21 protein-coding genes are annotated in these 20,459 nt (G+C 68.6%); 12 read left to right on the top strand and 9 right to left on the bottom strand.

Annotated elements, in window-relative coordinates; translation table 11 throughout:
* Positions 1 to 56 precede the first annotated feature (56 nt).
* The 6 genes from CSC78_RS01350 (at position 57) to CSC78_RS01325 (ending at position 4,823) form a co-directional block, all read left to right on the top strand.
* The gene (locus tag CSC78_RS01350; protein ID WP_162336106.1) at positions 57 to 332 is read left to right on the top strand and encodes a hypothetical protein; all 276 of its coding nucleotides are present in this window, start codon (positions 57 to 59) and stop codon (positions 330 to 332) included.
* A gap of 8 nt (positions 333 to 340) precedes the next feature.
* Positions 341 to 685, top strand: a complete 345-nt coding sequence (locus CSC78_RS01345; protein ID WP_162336105.1) for a hypothetical protein — start codon at positions 341 to 343, stop codon at positions 683 to 685.
* Positions 686 to 1,647: 962 nt separating this feature from the next.
* The gene (locus tag CSC78_RS01340; RefSeq protein ID WP_202924089.1) at positions 1,648 to 2,892 is read left to right on the top strand and encodes an EAL domain-containing protein; all 1,245 of its coding nucleotides are present in this window, start codon (positions 1,648 to 1,650) and stop codon (positions 2,890 to 2,892) included.
* A gap of 148 nt (positions 2,893 to 3,040) precedes the next feature.
* Positions 3,041 to 3,244, top strand: a complete 204-nt coding sequence (locus CSC78_RS01335) for a polyprenyl synthetase (protein WP_238391125.1) — start codon at positions 3,041 to 3,043, stop codon at positions 3,242 to 3,244.
* A 61-nt stretch (positions 3,245 to 3,305) separates the two neighbouring features.
* Positions 3,306 to 3,674, top strand: coding sequence for a GFA family protein (locus CSC78_RS01330; protein ID WP_162336103.1), 369 nt, complete (start codon positions 3,306 to 3,308; stop codon positions 3,672 to 3,674).
* A 363-nt stretch (positions 3,675 to 4,037) separates the two neighbouring features.
* Entirely contained in the window at positions 4,038 to 4,823 is a 786-nt protein-coding gene (locus tag CSC78_RS01325) for an alpha/beta fold hydrolase (RefSeq protein ID WP_162336102.1), read from the top strand.
* A gap of 67 nt (positions 4,824 to 4,890) precedes the next feature.
* On the opposite strand, the gene CSC78_RS01320 is transcribed toward CSC78_RS01325, so the two are convergent.
* The 3 genes from CSC78_RS01320 to CSC78_RS01310 all read right to left on the bottom strand — a co-directional run bounded on the left by CSC78_RS01320 (position 4,891) and on the right by CSC78_RS01310 (position 7,348).
* Complete coding sequence (locus tag CSC78_RS01320; RefSeq protein WP_162336101.1) at positions 4,891 to 5,994, bottom strand: alpha/beta fold hydrolase; 1,104 nt, start codon at positions 5,992 to 5,994, stop codon at positions 4,891 to 4,893.
* A 38-nt stretch (positions 5,995 to 6,032) separates the two neighbouring features.
* Complete coding sequence (locus CSC78_RS01315) at positions 6,033 to 6,731, bottom strand: class I SAM-dependent methyltransferase (protein WP_162336100.1); 699 nt, start codon at positions 6,729 to 6,731, stop codon at positions 6,033 to 6,035.
* 68 nt (positions 6,732 to 6,799) lie between these two features.
* Complete coding sequence (locus CSC78_RS01310) at positions 6,800 to 7,348, bottom strand: DUF2058 domain-containing protein (protein ID WP_162336099.1); 549 nt, start codon at positions 7,346 to 7,348, stop codon at positions 6,800 to 6,802.
* A gap of 67 nt (positions 7,349 to 7,415) precedes the next feature.
* On the opposite strand from CSC78_RS01310, the gene CSC78_RS01305 reads away from it, so the two are divergent.
* Both CSC78_RS01305 and CSC78_RS01300 read left to right on the top strand, forming a co-directional pair.
* Positions 7,416 to 7,922 carry a M48 metallopeptidase family protein gene (locus CSC78_RS01305; protein ID WP_162336098.1) on the top strand — a complete coding sequence of 169 codons (507 nt, stop codon included), beginning with the start codon at positions 7,416 to 7,418 and terminating at the stop codon, positions 7,920 to 7,922.
* 169 nt (positions 7,923 to 8,091) lie between these two features.
* Positions 8,092 to 8,433 (top strand): cupin domain-containing protein, encoded by a 342-nt coding sequence (locus CSC78_RS01300; protein WP_162336097.1) that lies wholly within the window; start codon positions 8,092 to 8,094, stop codon positions 8,431 to 8,433.
* A 4-nt stretch (positions 8,434 to 8,437) separates the two neighbouring features.
* Here the strand turns inward: CSC78_RS01300 and CSC78_RS01295 are convergent, their stop codons facing one another.
* A complete protein-coding gene (locus CSC78_RS01295) occupies positions 8,438 to 8,866 on the bottom strand; it encodes a hypothetical protein (RefSeq protein WP_162336096.1) in 429 nt (142 codons plus the stop codon).
* A 138-nt stretch (positions 8,867 to 9,004) separates the two neighbouring features.
* On the opposite strand from CSC78_RS01295, the gene CSC78_RS01290 reads away from it, so the two are divergent.
* Complete coding sequence (locus tag CSC78_RS01290; RefSeq protein WP_238391124.1) at positions 9,005 to 9,547, top strand: YdeI/OmpD-associated family protein; 543 nt, start codon at positions 9,005 to 9,007, stop codon at positions 9,545 to 9,547.
* 15 nt (positions 9,548 to 9,562) lie between these two features.
* On the opposite strand, the gene CSC78_RS01285 is transcribed toward CSC78_RS01290, so the two are convergent.
* The 3 genes from CSC78_RS01285 to dcp are packed head-to-tail and all read right to left on the bottom strand — an operon-like array spanning position 9,563 to position 13,542.
* A complete protein-coding gene (locus CSC78_RS01285) occupies positions 9,563 to 10,762 on the bottom strand; it encodes a glycosyltransferase (protein ID WP_162336094.1) in 1,200 nt (399 codons plus the stop codon).
* Between the two features lie 60 nt (positions 10,763 to 10,822).
* Positions 10,823 to 11,374 carry a hypothetical protein gene (locus tag CSC78_RS01280; RefSeq protein ID WP_162336093.1) on the bottom strand — a complete coding sequence of 184 codons (552 nt, stop codon included), beginning with the start codon at positions 11,372 to 11,374 and terminating at the stop codon, positions 10,823 to 10,825.
* Positions 11,375 to 11,394: 20 nt separating this feature from the next.
* Complete coding sequence (dcp, locus tag CSC78_RS01275) at positions 11,395 to 13,542, bottom strand: peptidyl-dipeptidase Dcp (protein WP_162336092.1); 2,148 nt, start codon at positions 13,540 to 13,542, stop codon at positions 11,395 to 11,397.
* 222 nt (positions 13,543 to 13,764) lie between these two features.
* Between dcp and folE the strand changes: the two genes are divergently transcribed.
* Together folE and CSC78_RS01265 are read left to right on the top strand one after the other, a co-directional pair.
* Positions 13,765 to 14,370, top strand: a complete 606-nt coding sequence (gene folE, locus CSC78_RS01270; RefSeq protein ID WP_162336091.1) for a GTP cyclohydrolase I FolE — start codon at positions 13,765 to 13,767, stop codon at positions 14,368 to 14,370.
* Between the two features lie 103 nt (positions 14,371 to 14,473).
* On the top strand, positions 14,474 to 14,857 hold the full coding sequence (locus CSC78_RS01265; RefSeq protein ID WP_162336090.1) for a YchJ family protein: 384 nt from the start codon (positions 14,474 to 14,476) through the stop codon (positions 14,855 to 14,857).
* A gap of 11 nt (positions 14,858 to 14,868) precedes the next feature.
* Here CSC78_RS01265 and CSC78_RS01260 read toward each other — a convergent pair whose 3' ends face one another.
* Both CSC78_RS01260 and CSC78_RS01255 read right to left on the bottom strand, forming a co-directional pair.
* On the bottom strand, positions 14,869 to 17,751 hold the full coding sequence (locus CSC78_RS01260; protein ID WP_162336089.1) for a serine/threonine-protein kinase: 2,883 nt from the start codon (positions 17,749 to 17,751) through the stop codon (positions 14,869 to 14,871).
* A 138-nt stretch (positions 17,752 to 17,889) separates the two neighbouring features.
* Complete coding sequence (locus CSC78_RS01255) at positions 17,890 to 19,218, bottom strand: M20 family metallopeptidase (RefSeq protein WP_162336088.1); 1,329 nt, start codon at positions 19,216 to 19,218, stop codon at positions 17,890 to 17,892.
* Between the two features lie 338 nt (positions 19,219 to 19,556).
* On the opposite strand from CSC78_RS01255, the gene CSC78_RS01250 reads away from it, so the two are divergent.
* Positions 19,557 to 20,342 (top strand): TSUP family transporter, encoded by a 786-nt coding sequence (locus CSC78_RS01250; protein ID WP_162336087.1) that lies wholly within the window; start codon positions 19,557 to 19,559, stop codon positions 20,340 to 20,342.
* Positions 20,343 to 20,459 lie beyond the last annotated feature (117 nt).

Here is a 20,459-nt window from a genome sequence, read left to right as displayed (position 1 = left end):
ATCCCCTTCCTCTCGGCTTCATCCACGCGACGCCGTGTCGTGCCGAGGAGGTGTAGGTGGCGAATTCGCAGGTCCAGGTCTTCATTCTCCATCTCGGGTTGCAGCAGTCCATCGGTCCGGGCGACCTGCGGTCGATGTGGGCGACGGCCTGCGAGTCGCCCGACATCGCGGTATCGCGACGGCCATCGGCGCACGGGCACCAGGCGAGCGAGCGCCCGTGTTTCGGGCTGTGGGCGGGTCGGCAATTCCATCGCGTACCGGCAGAGAAGCGCATGCGTGCGTTGCTGGAAGCACGCGGTTTCCATTTCACGTTGACGCATACCGCCCTGTAGGAGGGTGCATGACCTTTGATGTCGGAATCGGCAAGTGCCGGTCGGTGCAATCGGATTCGGTGGATGTGTGGGTGGACGGCTCCATCGTCCGGCGGCTGGCGCCGGAGACCAAATGGCAGCGCGATGGCATCAGCGTGTTGCAGGTGCCGTCGAAGGTGTGCAGCGCGCGCCACCGCGTGGCGGTCGGCGAGGAGGTATTCCTCGACACGGCGCTGATCAATCCCAACAGCGCCGGCAAGCTGGATGTGGAAGGCAGCGGCGACTACGCCAAGGCGCGCCTGTCGCTGCTGGTGCCGACGATCGACCCTACGCCCGCGCCACCGCCGCCTTCGCGCAAGGCGAGCTGGCGCTGAGCCCTGCGCGCCGCACACAGTAGACGCTGCAAACGAAGAGAGCCCCTTGCAGGGCTCTCCGTCATCGCTTCGCGAACGGATCAATGCGCCTGGTCCCGCTTGCGGTTGCACTTGCGCAGCAGTACCTGCTGACCCTTCCGGTCGTTCTGCCGGCCTGGATCCTTCGACCAGGGTTGTCGCATCGTGCTGATCCTGTTCCTGCGCATTGCGCTTCCGTTACCACGCCGGTGAACGCTTGGGCCTTCGTTCGATGCGCGTCGCAAGGACTCCGTGCATGCCAAGGCGTCAACGCCGGCACGCAAGTGCGGCTGATGCGCTCTGACGCCCAACCGTGCTTGGCAGCATCCGCTCCTGCAGCAGATCGCGTGGTGGTCCGCACCCATGAATGCGCAACGGTCCGCAACGTGGTGGCAACACATGCGTCGATGCCATCGACGGGCCGCTGTGGACGGTTGGACTGACTGTGTGCAGCACAGCCGGCCATCACGCCATCGCGCGTCGCTTACGACCTGTGCTGTTCTCGCACGCAACGCGCACATGCGGATCACGGCGTTCCGCATCGCCTGCAACTCGACGATAAATTGACGACGGCCGCGTCAGAAAAATGACATTACGGGTGCGGTCCGATCCTTTGTTACCCTTTCCTCAACGGCGCTGCCGAGCGCTCTTTCCGCTCCCTCCCAACGCGTAGCACGTCGGCGCACCTCCAGGCTGCGCGGATGGCGCGGCAGCGGTCGTGACATGAGGTGCTTCGACGAATGCCGAGAAGATCAGGAGACGAGGCGCTGGCGCACTCGCATGCGCTCAGGATGAGCGCGCAAGGCGAATCGCGAAGAGGCAAAGTGGCGGCCATCCTGACGCTGGCGGGCGTCGCATGCATCAGCCTTGGGCTGGCGTGGACACTCTGCTATCTCTACTTCGGACGCCACGAACTGTCGTGGGTCTTCGTGGGCTTGACGGGCGTGGGCGTGCTCGCCGTCCACCGCAGCAAGCGCAGCGACGGCGCATCGATCCTTCTTGTTGCGCACGGGATTCTCGCGGTCATCTGCGCCATCGCGCTGATCGACGCACCCATCGCCTGGGTTCCTCGTTCGGCCCACCTGTTCCTGCTGCCGCTCGCTGCCGGGGCTGCGTTCACCTTCGAGCGGCGCGAGCGCTACGGGACGCTGGTCTTCCCTCTGGTGTGCCTGGGTGCTTTCGCCGCCTTCGCGGTGGGCGCACTGGACTCGCTCGCACCCGGCATCTCGCCGCCGGTCGAGGTGCGCGCATGGGGAGCCAGGGCGAATACGACGATTTCGATGTTGCTGCTGGCCGCGATCTTCGCCATCTACCGCATCGACAGCGGAAGGCGGCTGAGGATGGAGCGCGAACTGGGACGGGCCGTCCGCAACGGCGAAATCGAGGTGCATTACCAGCCGCAGGTACGCGGCAGCGGCATCGTGAGCGGTGCGGAGGCACTGGTCCGCTGGCGGCACCCTTCCGGCAGACTGTTGTCGCCCGACGCCTTCATCCACCTGGCGGAGGAAAGCACGCTGATCCGCGAAATCGGAATGGAGGTCCTGCGCCAGGCCTGCGAGACGCTTGCGCACTGGTCGACGGACCCCCGGACGCGGGCACTTCGCCTGGCCGTGAACATCAGCCCCGTGCAGTTGCAGGACGAGGCGCTGGTATCGTCGGTGTCCGCCATCATCCGTGCCGCCGGCATCGACCCGGTACTGCTGGAGTTCGAGCTGACCGAATCCGCGTTGTCCGCCGATACCGCGGCAGTGGTCGAGCGGATGGAACAGCTTGAGTCCACGGGCGTTTCCTGGGCGCTCGACGACTTTGGAACGGGCTACTCCTCGTTGGCGACGTTGCGAACGCTGCCGGTCCGCAAGCTGAAGATCGACCGGCAGTTCCTGGCCGAGGCGACGCGGCAGGAAAGCGCCCAGCAGCTGCTCGGCAAGATCATCGAGATCTCGCATGTCATGGGCATGAGTGCGCTGACCGAAGGTGTCGAAACCATCGACCAGCGCGACCTGCTGATCCGACTCGGCTGCGACCACTTCCAGGGCTACCTGTTCGCACGGCCGATGCCGCGCCAGGAGCTGGATGCGTGGCTGGCGACCCAGCGATTGCCCGTGGCTCTCGCCGGTTCGTCGCGCCGGGCGACGCGGGCGAGATCAGATTCTCCAGCCGCCCCGCGATGGAGAGAGCCGGCCGCGTGACCGCCGCACCACGCGGCACCGGGCGTTCGCGTCCTGCGCATCGGGGAACGAATGAAGGCCGTGCAAACCGGTGCACCCCTGCCCCCTTCCTGCTGGTGCACAATGCAGCGCCTTGAGAGATCCCGGTGCGTCGATGGATATTGAAGCCATGTTGAGTTCCGTCCTCCGCGAGGCGGGCTACGGCCCGGACGCCATCGGCTCGGCGATGCCGCGGATCCTGCGCATCCTGGAAGCCGAGGACGTGCGCATCGAGATGGGCCGTGCCCTGTCGCGCAAGGAGCGCGAGTACGTCCGCCTCCAGCTCGAACTGGGCCTCAGCGTGCGCGAAGTCGTGGCGGGCCTGAAGAAATAGGCAAGTCCATGGGGCAGGCGCCGCGCGCGCATCCTGTCGCCGGGACTCCCGGGAGCATTCCATGCACACGGTAAAGGGCACCTGCCACTGCAAGGCCGTCGAGTTCGAGGTCGACCTCATCGATGGCCACCAGAACATCCGCCGCTGCAACTGCTCCATGTGCAGTCGTCGCGGCGCGATCATGGCCGGCGTCACCCTGGATCGCCTGCGCATCACACGCGGCGAAGACAAGCTGAGCCTTTACCAGTGGAACACGAAGATCGCGAAACACTGGTTCTGCAGCGTGTGCGGCATCTACACCCACCACCAGCGCCGCAGCGTGCCCACCGAGTACGGCTACAACCTCGCCTGCATCGAAGGGATCGACCTCGCCATGATCGGTGAGATCGGCGCCAGCAACGGCGCGGCGCAGACGCTCGTCGCCTCCTGACGGACATGATCGTCCCGAGGAAGCGTCAGCCCTCCGACTCGACCTCCCGGAGAGCATCACGCTTCTCGCACCAAGACCCTCCGACGGCAGACAAGCGCCGAGCGGCCTCCTGAAAACCGGGGCCCGGCGATACCACCATCGCCAGCGCTCGAACGGCTCCGTCGAACGGCTGTGTCGGCCGTGCGTCCCGGACCCGCGCCGCACCTGCCCGCCTGCTGACGCAGGCCCAGGAAGGTTCCGGCAGGCGACGGACGATGAATCAATTTTTCAGGACTTGACGCAACCAATCGTTCGGGTAACCGCGGCAAAGTAGCCCTGCCGGCCAAGACGCCGCACCCACCGCCACCGCCCGAGGAAACGACCATGTTCAAGCTCATCCCCGCCCTGCTCGCCGCCGCCCTGGCCGCCAGCCTGTCCCCCGCCGCCCATGCCACCGACGCTGCCCGCGACAGCGGCCAGGTGAAGAACGTCGTGCTGGTGCATGGCGCCTTTGCCGACGGGTCCGGTTGGCGCCCCGTGTACGACGACCTGACCGCGCGCGGCTATCGCGTGTCGATCGTGCAGAACCCGCTGACCTCGCTCGCCGACGATGTGGCCGCAACCAGGCGCGTGCTCGACCGCCAGGACGGTCCCGCCATCCTGGTCGGACACTCCTGGGGCGGCACGGTCATCACCGAGGCCGGCGTGCACGACAAGGTGGCCGGCCTGGTCTATGTGTCGGCACTGGCACCGGATGCCGGTGAAACCACGGCACAGCAGTACACCGGATTCGCGCCGACGCCCGAGTTCGTCATCGAGACCAGCGCCGATGGTTTTGGCTTCATCAGCCCGGCGAAATTCAAGGCCGGCTTCGCACACGATACGACGGATGCAGACGCCGCGTTCCTGCGCGACTCGCAGGTGCCGATCAACATGTCGGCCTTCGGCACCGTGCTGACGAACGCAGCGTGGCGCAGCAAGCCCAGCTGGGCGGTGATCGCGACCGAGGACAAGGCCTTCGACCAGGCGATGCTGATCCACATGGCCGAGCGCATCGAAGCCCGCATCACCAGGGTCTCCGCCAGCCACGCCGTCTTCATGACGCAGCCCAAGGTGGTCGCCGACACGATCGATCGTGCGGCCAGGGAAGCAACTCAGTACGCGAAGTAAGTTGGCAGCACACCGGTCGGCGTGCCTGACCGGTGTGCGAATACTCACCTGCGCGGGAAGGCTGCGATCAGCCGCCCGGTCGCGTCCCCGTCTCCACCCACTGAGTCAGCACACGGAACGCCTCGCGAACCTGCGCTTCCGAGAACCGGCAATGGCCGCCGGGCACGTCCGGCAGCGTCAATGGGCGGACGTCGGCACCCTGTGCCTTCTGCGCATACAGCGGGCGGAAGCGCGGATTGATGGTTGGGTCGTCGGCGTTGTACTGCAGCACCAGCGGCTTCTGCGGCCGACCTGAAAGCGCCGGCGCCGCGGCCACATAGTCCATCGCCGCCACATCGCCGACATAGCGCGGCACGCGACGGTTGAACGCTTCGTCGTCGCCGAACCCGGTGTAGCGCACCAGCCGGTTGTCCACCGGCATGCCGCCGCCGCGTGCCATCAGGTCGCGGATGACCAGGTAGTGCAGGCTGATCGTGCCCGCAAGCGCGTCGACCGGCACTTCCAGCTTGGCGGCGAGCCGCTGCGCCGCCGCAGGATCGCGCGGCAGGGCGGCGTCGATGCGGTCCATCACCGCGCCCTGGTCGAGGACCGGCGCCACGGGATCGGAGAGACGGGGCAAAGCCTCGCCGTCGCGCGCTGGGAACAGCGCATCGAACGCCACCAGGGAGGTAAACAGTTCGTTGGCCAATACCTCGCCCGGCAGGTTGGCGCCGCACAGCGACAGCGCGCCGTCGTAGTGCGTGGCCTGCTGTTCGAGGCTGGCGATGGCGATGCCGCCGCCCATCGACATGCCGACCATCCACGTCTTCTTCGGCTGTCCATGCCGCTGCACGAAATGCGCGCGCAGGCGTTCGCTGTCGGCGATGGCGTCGCGCACCGCCCAGCCCTGCGTCGCGTAGCCGCTCTGCGCCACCGCGTAGCCACCGGAGGTGAACATCGACGTGGCGGGATCGGCCGGCCACGGTGTTTCGCGGGGTACGCCGAGCGGTTCGAAGCCGTGCGCCAGCACGACGAGTTCGCCGTTCCAGTCGGCCGGGATGTCGATGCGATAGGGCGCGCCGGCCAGCGTGCCGGTGTCTTCCACCGGCGGCGACACCGCAGTCGACGCATCCTGCGCGAAGACGGGCGACACCAGCAGCGACAACGCGAGCGACAGGCAGGTCAGGCGCATGGGATCTCCATAAGCGGTGCGGCAGCGGTCGGACAAGACTACCGCGATGTGCGTGCGCACCACCCATGGATCATGCCGGCCTGGTGAAAGCGCAGTGGCGGCAGGAAGCCGCCGGCTTCCGCCAGCGCGGCGACGCGGTCCGGAGGCAGGATGGCGACGTCCCGCGCGTAGTTGGCGCGGATCTGTTCGAGTGCCGCCTCGTCGAGGCCGGCGCCGGACATGGTTTCCATCCACAGCTTCAGCATCGCCGGATAGTCGGCGGCGTCGGTGTCCCAGGCGAGGTCGGCCCACGCGAGCGTGCCGCCGGGGTGCAGGCGGCGTGCGATCGATGCGAAGAACGCGGTGCGCATGGCGGGATCGAGCAGGAACTGCGAGACCAGCAGGCAGGTGGCGCCGTCGAATGCGGCTTCATCCGGCAGGGTGTCGACCACGTCGGCATGGAAGTCGCAGCGGTCGGCAAAGCCTTCGCGCTCGGCGCGTTCGCGGCAGGCGGCGATCATCTGCGTGGAGGGGTCCAGCGCAAGGAAGGTCCAACGCGGGAAGCGTCGCGCCAGGTGTCCGATCTCCGCACCTGTGCCGGCGCCGACGCATAGCAGGTGCGCGTCCTCCGGAAGCGCCGCGAACACGGTCTCCATCAGGAACAGCAGGCTTTCGCGGATCGGCGCCATGCGCACCCAGCGGGCATCGTAGCCGGCGGCCTGCTGGTCGAAGAGGGCGTCGAGTTCGTGCTGCTGCATGGCGGTCTCCGCAGGGGCTTTCCTTCCACCCTACAGGAGCCGTCAAGCCCGGCCTTGCAGGCCCGCCATCACCACATCAGGTCGTCGGGGACCTTGAACTGCGCGTAGTAGTCGTCGTCCTCCGAGGTGGAGGCCGCCGCGTCCGCCGGCTGGCCGTGATCGAGCACGATCATGCCGGGGTCGCGTTCACGCACCTTGTCGGCCGCCACGCGTGGCAAAAGCTCGTAACGGTCGTCGATGCGGGCGATGACCAGCGCGCCCGCAGCCAGCTTCTTCTTCAGGTCGTCGTTGACCAGCACGGTGCGAATGGCGCCGTCGGCGGTGAAGCGGTACTCCAGCTCGCCACTGCGCGGGATCTTGCGGTCGGCGACGATCTGGAGCGCCTGCGCGCGCAGTTCCGCGCTGCGGGCCTGCGCCTTGCGCTCGGCTTCCAGGGCGCGGTCGCGCTCGGCCTTCTCGGTGCGGGCGCGTTCGGCGTCGCGCTGGATGTCGTTCGGTGCGGCCGGGCCCTTGCCGTGGCGGGCCTTGTTCTGTTCGCGCGCGACTTCGGCCAGTTTCGACTTCTTGACCAGACCGGCCTTCAGCAGCTGCTCCTGCAGTGGATTTCCCTTCGCCATGGCGTACGTGCTTCGTGGTGATTTCGCGGCATCATACCCGCCCGCCCCACGGTCATCGCCCACCCGGATGGAGCCGCTGAAGTACCTCGCCGGTTATCCCGACCACCTGCAGGCGCAGGTGCGCGCGCTGATCGCGCAGGACGGGCTGCGGCCGATGCTGGCGAAGAAGTACGCCGAGCCGCACGCGGTACGCAGCGACGGCCAACTGTACGACTACGTGCAGGGGCTGAAGGAGCGGTACCTGCGTCGCTCGGTGCCGCTGGGCAAGGTGGTCTACGACAGCACGCTGCAGGTGATGAAGCACGCGCTGGGCACGCACACGGCGATCTCCCGCGCGCATGGCGGCCGGCTCAAGGCCAGCCGCGAAATCCGCATCGCCACCGTGTTCCGCGACGCGCCGGCCGACTTCCTCAGGATGATCGCCGTGCACGAACTCGCGCACCTGAAGGAAGCCGACCACAACAAGGCCTTCTACCAGCTGTGCACGCACATGGAACCGGACTACCACCAGCTGGAGTTCGACCTGCGGTTGTATCTGACGCAGGTGGAGATGGAGCCGCGACACCCGTCGTAGCCCGGGCAAGCGAAGCGCACCCGGGGCTCGGACACCGTCCATGGCAGACCACCCCGGATTCCCTGGGCGACTCGGGCCACCGTGGCCGGGCGTGGGTGATCGATGCATTGACGGCCCGTGCACGCGCCGCCGTCGATGCTGCAAGCCTCCCTGGCCGATCGACGGCGCTATGAAATCCCGACATCTCCGCATGGGTATCGGCTTCCTGCCTCTCTTCGAAGCCAATGGCGTGCAGGCGGCGCAGATGGTCATCGCGCCAGGTGGCAAGGAAGGCGGACCGGACAACCGCCATCGCGGGGCAGACCAGTGGCTGTACGTGGCCGAGGGCACCGGTGTGGCCATCGTCGAGGGCACGCGCCGTGCGTTGCGCGCCGGCAGCCTGCTGCTGATCGAGCGCGGCGAGCGTCACGAGATCCGCGCTACCGGTCGAACGCCGTTGAAGACGGTGAACTTCTACGCGCCGCCGGCCTACACCGCCGATGGCGACGAGCGCCCCGCGGGCAGACCCTGATGCCTCAGTGCACCAGGCGCCCCGCCACGCTGTCGAGGTCGTAGCCGAAACTGCCGTCGACGCGACGCACGATGTCGGCGCTGGCGGCTGCGTGCAGGAAGGCGGGCGTTATCCGGTAGCCGTCGGTGGAGACGCCGACATGGGCGGCAGTGCGGCTGTCGCCCTCGGCCTGGCTGACCAGGTCGCCGAACGCGACGACGCGCAGCACGAGCGACGCTTCTTCCTCCAGCGTCAGGCCATGCCCGCCGATCTGTCGCGCGATCGCGTTCATGCCGGTGCAGGCGAGATTGTCGCCGTCGTATTCGGCGATCGGCATCGCGCCGTTCATCACCGCCTGGAAAACATCGATGCCGAAATTCAGCAGCGCGGGGTCGACCGCGACCGCGTCGACCGCCTGGGGCAGCACCTCGTCATTGTGCTGGATGTGGGACATGGCCGGCTCCTCGGCTCGCGGGGACATGTCCGTTCTAGGCAGGCCAGGGGAAACATCGCGTGACGGGCGTGGATGCACCGTGTTCACAAGCCGGAACCGGCAACACCCTGTGGACCGTGCCCGCGCTACCATCGGCGCATGAGCGCATCCATCTGCTTTACCGCCCCACTGAAACGTCCCGCCGAGCCGAAAGGCGCGACGTGGACGTTCCTGGTGTTGCCGAAAGCGGCCAGCGCGAAGCTGCCGGCGCGCAGCATGACGACGGTCGAGGGCACGTTCGCGGGCCAACCGTTCCAGGCCACGCTGGAACCCGATGGCGAAGGCAGCCACTGGCTGAAGGTCGAGAAGACGCTGCGCGAGGCGGCCGGCGTTGCCACGGGCGACACCGTTGAACTGGTCGTTGCACCGGTGGAGGAAGAACCCGAACCTGCGGTGCCGCCCGATATCCGCAAGGCGCTCGCCGCGGCCCCGGAGGCGAAAGCGGTGTGGACGACGCTGACGCCGGTCGCGCGCCGCGACTGGATCCACTGGATGACGTCCGGCAAGAAAGCCGAGACGCGCGTGAAGCGCATCGCCACCGCCTGCGACATGCTGGCGTCCGGCAAGCGCCGCGCCTGCTGCTTCGACCGCTCGGGCATGTACAGCAAGGGCAACATGGGTGCGCCGGTCGCGGCGGACTGAGGCGGCACGCCACCGTCATCGGCGGGCGTAGCGCTCCACCTGGGCGACGGCTGCAGCGCAGCCGTCTTCACGCTGCATACGGTGACCCAAGTCCGCGGCCCGGCAGCGCGCGCCCTGGCTGCCGGCGAAGGTGACCGCTTCGCGGAGGTTGCTGGCCGTGATCGACGCGCCCTTCAGCGCATGCGCCATCACCCCGGCATCGCGCAGCCGCGCGTTCCAGAAGAACTGGTCGCCTGCGAACGGCACGATGACCGAGGGGATGCCGGCACGGCAGGCGGAGTGCGTGGTACCGGAGCCTCCATGGTGGATCGCCAGTGCGCAGCGCGGCAGCAGCCAGTCGTGCGGCACGTGGCCGATCGCATGGAAATTCCCAGGCAACATGGTCGTGTCGATGCCGGTCCAGCCTGCATTGAACAACGCGCGCCGCGTGCCGAGCGCACCGGCCACGGCGTCCACGAGGCGTGCATTGTCGAAGCCGGCCATGCTGCCGAAGCCGACATAGACCGGCGGCTCGCCGGCATCGAGAAACGCGAGCAGATCGTCCGGCGGCGTGAACGTGGCCGCCAGCGGCGGTACCCATTGGCCGCAGACATGCGCGTTGTCCGGCCAATCGTCGGGACGCGGCACCAGGGTGGGCGACACGCCGTAGAGCATCGGATGATCGGCCCACAGCGCACGCCGTGGCGGCAATCCTGCCTGCGCGCGTGCCCGGTTCGTCGCGTTGCGGAACAGCCGCCAGCTGAGCTGCCCGAACAGCGTGTGGCTGGCGCGATTGAACAGGCGCGGCGGCGTGAACGGCAGGAACGGCGAGGCGAACGCGGACGTGGGCGATATCGGAATCAGCATCGCGCCGATCGCCGGCACGCGCAGTGCCTCGGCCGCCGACAGCCCGGCGAAGACCGCCAGTCCCGAGACGATGATCGCGTCGCACCCGCGGCCGGCGTCGATGGCCTGCTGCAGCCAATCGCTGCTATGGGCGATGGCGAGGCGCGCGAGATTGCGGGTGATCTCGCGCATGGCGCCTTCGACGGCGATCGTCGCGCGGATGTCGCCAGCCAGTGCGCGTGCCGGTACGCCGAGCACCTGCGCGATGCCAAGCGTGTTCGCGTCGCCGAGCAGTTCGACCTCATGTCCGGACTGCATCAGCGCATGGCCGAGTGCGGCCAGCGGACGCGTATCGCCCTCGGTGCCGCAGGTGATGATCAGCAACTTCATGCGGGGAGCCTGCGTGCCTGCGACGTGCACGATGCTGCCACGAGGGAGGGCAAGACGAGGTTACGGGAGTGGTTGCTCGCCGTCGGTATGCAGCATGACAAGACGCCTGCCATCGATCGGCACGCTGACCTCCGTCGTGCGCCCGTCGTCGAGCAGCGTTCCTTTCGCCATCGTTGTGCAGTCGCCGTGGATGGGGCAGCGGTCGATGACGACCTGCAGCGCATCACTCGTCACACGGTAGGACACGCCGGCCGCGTAGTAGAGGGTTTCCGGTGGCGATACGAAGCGGATCCGCGCTTCGCCGGCAGTGCCCGCCTGCACGACAACAGGCTGCACCGCGTCCCGCGAATAGCCCGGTGTCAGCTCGGGGCCTGCACAGGCCAGAAGGGGGGCGAACAGCAGGAAGCCCAGCAGGTGCAGCCGAATGCGACGGCGCTCGGTATCCTGCCTGCCGACGGAGGTGTCCGTCATCGCCTGTGCTCCCGGATGATCGTGGTGTCGATGCATGCCGCCGACTCTAGTGCGTACACCCATGTAGGACAAATCGTCGGGCTTCATCCGCGCACAGGCATGCAGGCAAGAAGAAGGCCCGCGCAAGCGGGCCTTCTTCATGTCGCCGAAGCAGCGCGTGCTTACTTCAGGCCGCGATGCTCCAGCAGCGGCTCGACGCTGGGATCCTTGCCGCGGAATTCGCGGTAGGCGGTGGCGAGGTCGCGCGAGTGGCCGATCGACAGCACTTTGTCGCGGAAAATCTGGCCGTTCTCGCGGGTCAGGCCGCCGTGCTCGCGGAACCACTGGAACGCGTCATGGTCCAGCACTTCCGCGCCGAAGTAGGCGTAGTAACCCGCCGCGTAGCCACCGCCCCAGATGTGGCTGAAGTAGCTGGTGCGGTAGCGCGGCGGCACGGCCGCCAGGTCGACCTTGTACTTGGCCAGCGCCTGCTTCTCGAAGGCGTCCACGTCCTGCTTGCCGCTGCCGGCCGGCAGGGTGTGCCATGCCAGGTCCAGCAGGGCGGCCGACAGGTACTCGGTGGTCGCATAGCCCTGGTTGAAGGTGCGCGCCTTGACGATCTTGTCGACCAGCGCCTGCGGCATGGCCTCGCCGGTCTGGTGGTGCTTGGCGTAGTTGGCGAACACCTTCGGGTCCAGCGCCCAGTGCTCGTTGAACTGCGACGGGAACTCGACGAAGTCGCGCGGCGTGTTGGTGCCGGCCACGCTGGGGTACTGCGTCTTCGAGAAGAAGCCGTGCAGCGCATGACCGAACTCGTGGAACAGCGTGGTGACGTCGTCGAAGCTCAGCAGCGCGGGCTGGCCGGCGGCGGGCTTGGTGAAGTTCTCCACGTTGTAGACCACCGGGATGTCGCCGGTCAGGCCGTTCTGCTCGACGAAGTTGCCCATCCACGCGCCGCCCTGCTTGCTCTCGCGCTTGAACGGATCCAGGTAGAACAGCGCCAGCTGCTTGCCGTCGGCGTCCATGATGTCGAACACGCGCACGTCCGGGTGGTAGACCGGGATGTCCTTGCGCTCCTTGGCGGTGATGCCGTACAGCTCGTGCGCGGCGAAGAACACGCCGTCCTTCAGCACGCGGTCCAGTTCGAAGTAGGGCTTGATCTGCGACTCGTCCAGATCGAACTCGGCCTTGCGCACCTGTTCGGCGTAGAAGTCCCAGTCGGCCGCGCCGGCGGTGAAGCCGCCCTTCTGCGCATCGACCACGCCCTGGATCTTCGCCAGCTCGGCGCGTGCACGCGCGGTGGCGGCGGGCACGGTGTCGGTGAGCAGCTTCAGTGCGACCTCGGGCGTGCCGGCCATCTGGTCGGCGATGCTGTAGGCGGCATAGTTCGGGAAGCCCAGCAGCTGCGCCTTGCGCGCGCGCAGTTCGGCCAGGCGCTGGATGGTCGCGCGGGTGTCGTTGGCGTCGCCCTTCTCGGCGCGTCCCAGCGACGCGGCCATCAGCTGCTCGCGCAGCGCGCGATCCTTCAGCGAGCCGAGCGGCGGCTGCTGGGTGGTGTTCTGCAGGCTCAGCAGCCACTGGCCGTCCTTGCCCGCGGCCTTGGCGGCATCGGCCGCAGCGGCGATCGCGCCCTCGTCCATGCCGTCGAGCTTCGCCTTGTCGGTGACGAACACGCCACCGGCATTGCCGGCGGCGAGCAGCTTGTTGCCGAACGCGGTGGTCAGCGAGGACTCCTCGCTGTTGAGCGTGCGGAGCTCGGCCTTGTCGGTGTCGGAGAGCTGCGCGCCTGCGCGCACGAAGCCGTCGTAGGTGTGTTCGACCACGGTCTTCTGCTCGGGCGTCAGGCCGAGCGTGTCGCGCTGGTCGTAGACCGCCTTCACGCGGGCGAACAGTTTCGGATCCAGGTGGATGCTGTCGCTGTGCTCGGCCAGCTTCGGCGCCAGCGCTTCTTCGGCGGCCTGCAGCGCGGGATTGGTGTTGGCGCCGGTCATGGCGAAGAACACCGTGGTCGCGCGGGTCAGCAACGTGCCGCTGCGCTCCAGCGCTTCGAACGTGTTGGCGAACGTGGCCGGCTCGGCGTTGTCGGCGATGGTGCGCACCTCGGCGAGGTGCTGGCGCATGCCTTCCTCGATGGCCGGCTGGTAGTCGGCATCCTTGATCCTGTCGAACGGCGGCGCCTGGAACGGCAGCGCGCTGGCGGTGAGCAGGGGATTCGCGCTTTCGGCGGGCGTGGCGGCGGTGGCGGGCATGGCGGATTCGGCAGCAGGGCGGTCGCCGCAGGCGGACAGGGCGACGGCGATGGCGGAGGAGAGCAACAGCGTACGCAGCATGGAGGAACTCCGGGACAGGTACTACGGGGAGATGACGGGATCGCCCGTCACGGTGGTGGACCGGCGCATAGGGTGCGCCCGTGCGCGCGGCTTGGCGAGTGCCGGACGGCGGGACGCCGCATCGGGCAAGGTGGCCGATCCGCATCCGCCGGGTCGCCAGCTCCGTAGAGGGTCGGCAAGACAGATGCGTTATCCTCCACGCCCCCCGCAGGAATCCACGCGATGAGCCAGTCCGACGACAAATCCGGCAAGGTCAGCCAGGCGCAGGCCGAGGACGCCGTGCGCGTGCTGCTCGAATGGGCGGGCGAGGATCCCTCGCGCGAAGGCCTGCTGGATACGCCGAAGCGCGTTGCCAAGGCCTACCGCGATTGGTTCAGCGGCTACCAGATGGATCCGCGCGAGTACCTGGCGCGCACGTTCGAGGAAGTCGCCGGCTACGACGAGATGATCGTGCTGCGCGACATCGAGTTCGAAAGCCACTGCGAGCACCACATGGCACCGATCATCGGCCGCGCGCACGTGGGCTACCTGCCCGACGGCAAGGTGGTGGGCATCAGCAAGCTGGCGCGCGTGGTCGACGTGTACGCCCGCCGCTTCCAGGTGCAGGAGAAGATGACCGCGCAGATCGCGCAGTGCATCCAGGACGTGCTGCAGCCGCGCGGTGTGGCCGTCGTCGTCGACGGCGCGCACGAATGCATGACCACGCGCGGCGTGCACAAGCGCGGCGTCAGCATGGTGACCAGCAAGATGCTGGGCACCTTCCGCGAGGACGCGCGCACGCGCGCCGAGTTCCTGCGCTTCATCGAGACGGGTCACGGCAGGCGTTGAGTGCGGGACTGCCTGCTGACCGGTGTGGGAGCGACGTGAGTCGCGATGAACCACCGCGGAGGCCGATCGCGACTTGCGTCGCTCCCACAGGAGGTGCCCAAGCATGACCCTGTGCCCCTGCGGCACCGGCCGCGACTACGCCGCCTGCTGCAGCCGCTACCACGGTGGTGAACCCGCGCCGGACGCCGAAACCCTGATGCGCTCGCGCTACAGCGCCTACGTGCTCGGCGATGCGGGCTACCTGCGCGCCACCTGGCATGCGGACACGCGGCCGGGCGAACTCGGCCTCGACGCGCCGGGCGAACCGAAAACCACCTGGCTGGGCCTGACGGTGAAGGCGCACCACGTCATCGGGCCGGATACCGCCGAGGTCGAGTTCGTCGCGCGCTACCGCGTCGGTGGCGGCCGGGCGGTGCGCATGCAGGAACGGAGCCGGTTCCTGCGCCTGGACGGGCGCTGGTACTACCTCGACGGCGACCATCGCTGACGCGGAGCGTGTCAGCGCAGCAACTCGAAGGTTCCCGTGTTGTCCAGCGCATCGAGTTGCGCGCGCGCCCTGCGTGAGGCCTGGTGGTCCGGTCCGAACATGGCCTCCGCGCGCGTCACGGCGTCGGCCAGCAGGGTTCGCGCCGCAGGCGCGTCGCCGCGACGCAGCGCGATCATCGCCCGCAACATCAGGGTGTCGCGCAGGACGAAACGGTTGTTGGTCGTCGCCGGGTTCTCTCCGATATCGGTCGCCAGGCGCGCGAGCAGCGTATCGGCCAGTGCCGGATCGCCGCCCCGGTCGGTCAGGTAGGCGAGCAGGTAGCGGTTGTAGAACACCATGCTGTAGGCAGGCGGGTAGGCGCGCAGGGCGGCCTCGTTCTGTTCGACGAGCGCACGTGCCTCCTGCAGGTCGCCGGCGCCGGCGCGCTTCAGCAGTCCCTCCGCCAGCGTGATCCGGTGGATCGGCTGGGGACTCAGCCGACCTTTCGCGTGGTCGGCCATCACCGTCCGCATCAGGGCGATGGATTCGTTTCTTTCCTTTGGATTGGCAGACAGCAGGCGCCGGGCCAGCATCAGGCGGATGCGCACTATCGTCTCGTGTTGCGGCGGGTAGGCCGCGAGCAGCAGCGCTTCCGCACGCCGCAGAGCCGGGATGACGCCAGCCTGACCGGACTGTCCGAATACGCCCAGCAGCGATCGCACGCGCAGGACATCGGCGAACTCCGGGTGTTGTTCGCCGAAATGCAGCCGGACGATCCGTTCGGCCTGGTCGATGGACACCGCACAGGCCTCCAGCTGCCCGCCCGTGCACTGCAGGTTGGCCAATACGCGCCATGCGCGGCCCACCAGCGGATGCGAATCCCCCAATCGCAGCCGATAGTCGGCCAGCAGTGCTTCCGCGATCCGGCGGCCTTCGTCGATGCGCTCCTGCACCAGCAGGTTCTGCGCCAGGAGACGGCGGGCCTCGTTGGCGACCAGGGGGTAGGCCGGGGCGGCGAGTGCAATGGCGCGGCGCAGGTCGTCGTCCGCCTGCGCGAAGCGGACCAGGCGGGTGTTCCAGTAGCCGCGCAGCGTCAGCAGTTCCGCCTGCGCGGACGGCAGATGGCCATCCCCGGCGAGCGCCAGTGCCTGGTCCAGCGTGTGCCGTGCGAGATCGTGTTCGCCCAGGTCCCAGCGGCTGCGCGCCAGTTCGGTCAGCAGTTGCAGGCGTGGCGGCAGGATGTCCGCACCGGCCATTTCGCGCAGTCCCTCCTGCGCGGCGGCCTGTGCGTCGCGCGGTCTGCCCCGCAGGTTGAGCAGGGCGGCGAGGGTCGCCTGCGCGGTGGCGAGGCCGGACGGATCGTCGCCCTGCAGGCGGGCGGCTTCTGCGGCCAGTCGCGTGGCGCGGTCGTAGTCGCCCACCACGCTGTAGTTGCGGGCCAGCATCGACAGGCCGCGCGCGAGGACCACCGGGTGGTCCTGCAGCGGAAGCGCGCGGACCTGGCGTTCCGTGTCCTCGAGCAGGGCGCCCGACGACATCGGGGTGTCGCCCAGTCCGGACAGGGTGGCGTTGCCCAGCATCCGTTCGAATACCTGCGACAGCGCGAGATTGGACGCGGTCTCGTGGGCCGCACTGCGCTCCTGCCGGACCAGCATGCCCAGGCTGACGGCCGCGACGCACAGCGTCAGCGCCGTCAGCAGAGCGGCCAGCCGATGCCGGGCCAGCAGGCGCAGGCCCCGGTAGGCCGCGCCACCGCCACGGGCCTCGACCGGGCGCCGCTCCAGCCACGCCTGCAGGTCGTCGCGCAGCGCGTCGATCGAGGCATAGCGCTGTCCCGGCGTGCGTGCGATGCAGCGCGCCGCGATGGCGTCCAGGTCGCCCGACAGCGCCCGGGCGAGCGCGCGGGGCGTGCCGAATCCGCGGCACTGCGCCTGCGCCGCTGCGCCCTGTTCCGCCAGCTGCGACATCCGGGGCGCCTGGTCCTTGTCCTGCGACAGGACGGTCGAGAGCAGGCGCGTCGACGCGTGCGGCAGCGCCCCGGCCAGCAGCCGGTACATCAGCACGCCCATCGACCAGACATCCATGGTCACGGCCGGAAGCGCGCCCGACAGCGCCTCGGGCGCGGTGTAGCCATCCGAAGCCGCCAGGCGCGGCACGGCGTCGGAGGCGGCCAGCGAGGCGGTCAGGCCGAAATCGAGCACCTGCACCTGGCCCTCGTCGGTCACCATCAGGTTGGACGGCTTGATGTCCTGGTGCAGTACCTGCCGCTGGTGGGCGTAGACCAGCGCGTCGCACACCTGCACGAGCAACGCGACACGCGTGCGCAGGCTGGCGGTGCGCGCGTCGCACCAGGCGTCCATCTGCGCGCCCTGCACGTAGCGCATCGCGAACCACGGATACCCGCCGGCTTCGATGCCGCCATCGAACAGCGTGGCGATCCCCGGATGGTCCAGGGCCGCCAGCGCTTCCCGCTCGCGGCGGAAACTCTCGATCAGGCGTGGCGAGGTCAGTTCGCCGCGCATGCACTTCAGTGCGACGCGCTGCTGGTACTGCCCGTCGTCGCGCCAGGCTTCGTACACCGTGCCCATGCCGCCGGATTCCAGCGCGCGCTCGATCCGCCATGGCCCCAACCGGCTGCCGACCCGGGCGTCGGCTTCGGCCGACCCGTGGGGCGCGGCTTCCTGCCCGCCGGCCGTGAGGGTGTCCCGATGCAGGGCGTCGAGCGAGGCGAACGGCAGCGGGTCGTGCTCGCCGGCGTCCTGCAGCGTGCCGTCCGAATCGAGCAAGGTCGTCAGGGCGCGATGGGTTTCCGGATCCCGGTCGGCCAAGTCGGCGAGGAAGGCGGAACGCGCCGCCGCAGGCAGCGCCACGCAATCGTCGAACAGCGCCAGCGCGCGGGCGAAGCGCTGGCTCATGGCGTGCGTCCATCACCTGCATGCGCGTCCGCCGCGCACGCGACGGTGGCGTACTCGGCGGCGGACGGCGGGCGGTCGGGGCAAGGCATGCGCGACGGATTGTGGCCCCGCGCCCGGCGGCCGGCAATGTCGGCGCGCTCAGTCCCGGGGCGCGTGCAGGTAATCCAGCGTCACCTGCAGCAGCGCACGCAGGCCGACATCGAGCGACGCTTCGTCCAGCATGAACTCCGGCGAGTGGTTGCTGGGCGCGGTGACCGGATCGATGCCCTTGGCCGTGCTACCGACGAAGAAGAACATCGACGGTACCTCGCGCGCGTAGAACGAGAAGTCCTCCGCGCCCATCTGCAGTGGCGGCGTGATGACGTTGTCCGCGCCGACCACCGCCTGCAGGCTGGGCAGCATGCGCGCGGTCAACTCAGGATTGTTGACGGTGACCGGGTTGCCGTCGTTGTCGGGCACGCTGGCCTCGACCTTCGCGCCATGCGCGGCGGCCACGTGCGTGGCGACGTTCTTCAGGTCGGCGAAGATCTTCTGCCGCATGCCGTCGTCGAAGGTGCGGATGGTGCCGACCACTTCCACGTCGTCGGGAATGATGTTGTAGCGGATGCCGCCCTTGATCGCGCCGAAGCTGACCACCGCCGGCAGTTTCGAGATGTCGGTGCGGCGGCTGACGATGGTCTGGGTGGTGCCGATGATGTCGGCCATCGCCACGATGGGATCGATGCCGCCCCACGGCCGCGAGCCGTGCGTCTGCCGACCGACGACCTTCAGCGTGAAGCTGTCCGACGCCGCCATCAGCGGTCCCTGGCGCACGCCGATCTGGCCGACCGGGATCGACGAGAACACATGAAGGCCGAACACCGCCTCCGGCTTGAAGTCCTTGAAGACGCCCTCCTTCAGCATGAGCTCCGCGCCCCCTTCCTCGCCGGCCGGCGCGCCTTCCTCGGCGGGCTGGAACACCAGCAGCACTTCGCCGGGCAGCTGGTCCTTCATCGCCACCAGCGACTTCGCCACGCCCAGCAGGATGCCGGTATGCGCGTCATGGCCGCAGGCGTGCATGACGCCGACGGTTTCGCCGCGGTAGGTCGACGTCGCCTTCGACGCGAACGGCAGGCGGTTGCGTTCGGTCACCGGCAACGCGTCCATATCGGCGCGCAGCGCGATGCGCGGGCCGGGCTTGCCGCCCTTGATCACCGCGGTGACGCCGTGGTGCGCGATGCCGGTGCGCGGTTGCAGGCCCAGCTTGCGCAGTTCTTCGGCCACGCGCTTCGATGTCTCCGCCTCGCGGTTGGACAGTTCCGGGTACTGGTGGAAATGCCGGCGCCAGTCGATCACCTGCTGCTGCACGGCCTGGCCGGCAGCGGCGACCTCGGGGCGTTGCGTGGCGGCGTCCTGGGCAGCGGCGGGCAGCGCGGCCGCCAGTGCGGTGGCCAGCAGGGAAACGGCGAACAGGCGTGCGTGGCGCATCGAGTCGGACTCCGGACGGGATAGGGCGATGCTAACCGCAATGTCACGCGACCGCGTCGCCAGGCTGAGCCTCCGCGTGCCTGTCCTCCTCTCGTGACAGAGCACGGGGCGACAACGCGGCCGGGAAAAGCAGTCGGAGATACCGTTCGTGGTGAGCCCGTCGAACCACGCCTTTCGCGGAAAAGCATGCCGTTCGGTTGCGTCGTTGCCATCGCAAACAGTGTGGTTCGACGGGCTCACCACGAACGACGTTCCGGGATCCGGCCTCGCCTAGAATGACCGCGCGTCGCGCCCGTCGCTCGACTGACGGACATGCATCACCACCACCCTGGACCCCCATGCCCGACCTCGCCCTGCAGGTGCTCCTGCTGTTGTTCCTCGCCGCCATGCTGGCGGGTTTCATCGATGCCATCGCGGGCGGCGGCGGCATGGTCACCATTCCGGCGATGCTGCTGGCGGGCATTCCGCCGCTGCATGTGCTGGGCACCAACAAGCTGCAGTCGCTGTTCGGTTCCGGGTCGGCGAGCTGGGCGTATGCGCGGCACGGACACGTGGATCTCAAGGGCCAGTTGCCGATGGTGCTGACCGCCGCACTGGGCGCGGTCGGTGGCGCACTGCTGGCGACGGTGATTCCGGTGGCGTGGTTGAAGTGGGCGCTGCCGTTCCTGCTGGTCGGCATCGCGGTGTACTTCGGCCTGAAGCCGGACATCGGCCACGTCGACCGCCACCAGCGCATGCGCCCGCAGGTGTTCGCACTGACCTTCGTGCCGGCGATCGGCTTCTACGACGGCGTGTTCGGCCCGGGCACAGGTTCGTTCCTGATGCTGGGCTTCGTGGCGCTGGCGGGCTTCGGCATCCTCAAGGCGACCGCGCACACCAAGTTCCTCAACTTCGGCTCCAACCTCGGCGCGTTCGCGGTGTTCCTCGCGCACGGTGCGGTGCTGTGGAAGGTCGGCCTGCTGATGGGCGCCGGCCAGTTCCTCGGCGCGCAGCTCGGCTCGCGCTTCGCGATGAAGCAGGGCGCCCGCATCATCAAGCCGCTGCTGGTGACGGTGTCGATCGCGCTGGCGATCCGGTTGCTGGCGGATCCGCAGCATCCGTTGCGGCTCTGGCTGGGGTTCTAATCCTTCTCCCCGCGAGGCGGGGAGAAGGTGGCCGGAGGCCGGATGAGGGGCAAGCGCGATCTTCGGCGACAACGTGCGCGCGTTTTGCTTCACGGCTTCGTCGCCCCTCACCCGCCT

It is taken from the genome of Pseudoxanthomonas japonensis (genome assembly GCF_010093445.1).
Lineage (GTDB): Bacteria > Pseudomonadota > Gammaproteobacteria > Xanthomonadales > Xanthomonadaceae > Pseudoxanthomonas_A > Pseudoxanthomonas_A japonensis.
This window is presented reverse-complemented; position numbering and strand designations above follow the sequence as displayed.

Excerpts from the sequence above, each read along its gene's own strand:
- CSC78_RS01255 (WP_162336088.1), bottom strand. The coding sequence starts at position 19,218 with ATGCGCCACGCACGCCTGTTCGCCGTTTCCCTGCTGGCCACCGCACTG.
- CSC78_RS01260 (WP_162336089.1), bottom strand. The coding sequence starts at position 17,751 with ATGAGCCAGCGCTTCGCCCGCGCGCTGGCGCTGTTCGACGATTGCGTG.
- CSC78_RS01310 (WP_162336099.1), bottom strand. The coding sequence starts at position 7,348 with ATGGCGAAGGGAAATCCACTGCAGGAGCAGCTGCTGAAGGCCGGTCTG.
- CSC78_RS01305 (WP_162336098.1), top strand. The coding sequence starts at position 7,416 with ATGGAGCCGCTGAAGTACCTCGCCGGTTATCCCGACCACCTGCAGGCG.
- CSC78_RS01330 (WP_162336103.1), top strand. The coding sequence starts at position 3,306 with ATGCACACGGTAAAGGGCACCTGCCACTGCAAGGCCGTCGAGTTCGAG.
- CSC78_RS01335 (WP_238391125.1), top strand. The coding sequence starts at position 3,041 with ATGTTGAGTTCCGTCCTCCGCGAGGCGGGCTACGGCCCGGACGCCATC.
- CSC78_RS01320 (WP_162336101.1), bottom strand. The coding sequence starts at position 5,994 with ATGCGCCTGACCTGCCTGTCGCTCGCGTTGTCGCTGCTGGTGTCGCCC.
- CSC78_RS01280 (WP_162336093.1), bottom strand. The coding sequence starts at position 11,374 with ATGAAGAAGGCCCGCTTGCGCGGGCCTTCTTCTTGCCTGCATGCCTGT.
- dcp (WP_162336092.1), bottom strand. The coding sequence starts at position 13,542 with ATGCTGCGTACGCTGTTGCTCTCCTCCGCCATCGCCGTCGCCCTGTCC.
- CSC78_RS01300 (WP_162336097.1), top strand. The coding sequence starts at position 8,092 with ATGAAATCCCGACATCTCCGCATGGGTATCGGCTTCCTGCCTCTCTTC.
- folE (WP_162336091.1), top strand. The coding sequence starts at position 13,765 with ATGAGCCAGTCCGACGACAAATCCGGCAAGGTCAGCCAGGCGCAGGCC.
- CSC78_RS01250 (WP_162336087.1), top strand. The coding sequence starts at position 19,557 with ATGCCCGACCTCGCCCTGCAGGTGCTCCTGCTGTTGTTCCTCGCCGCC.
- CSC78_RS01315 (WP_162336100.1), bottom strand. The coding sequence starts at position 6,731 with ATGCAGCAGCACGAACTCGACGCCCTCTTCGACCAGCAGGCCGCCGGC.
- CSC78_RS01325 (WP_162336102.1), top strand. The coding sequence starts at position 4,038 with ATGTTCAAGCTCATCCCCGCCCTGCTCGCCGCCGCCCTGGCCGCCAGC.
- CSC78_RS01290 (WP_238391124.1), top strand. The coding sequence starts at position 9,005 with ATGAGCGCATCCATCTGCTTTACCGCCCCACTGAAACGTCCCGCCGAG.
- CSC78_RS01265 (WP_162336090.1), top strand. The coding sequence starts at position 14,474 with ATGACCCTGTGCCCCTGCGGCACCGGCCGCGACTACGCCGCCTGCTGC.
- CSC78_RS01345 (WP_162336105.1), top strand. The coding sequence starts at position 341 with ATGACCTTTGATGTCGGAATCGGCAAGTGCCGGTCGGTGCAATCGGAT.
- CSC78_RS01285 (WP_162336094.1), bottom strand. The coding sequence starts at position 10,762 with ATGAAGTTGCTGATCATCACCTGCGGCACCGAGGGCGATACGCGTCCG.
- CSC78_RS01295 (WP_162336096.1), bottom strand. The coding sequence starts at position 8,866 with ATGTCCCACATCCAGCACAATGACGAGGTGCTGCCCCAGGCGGTCGAC.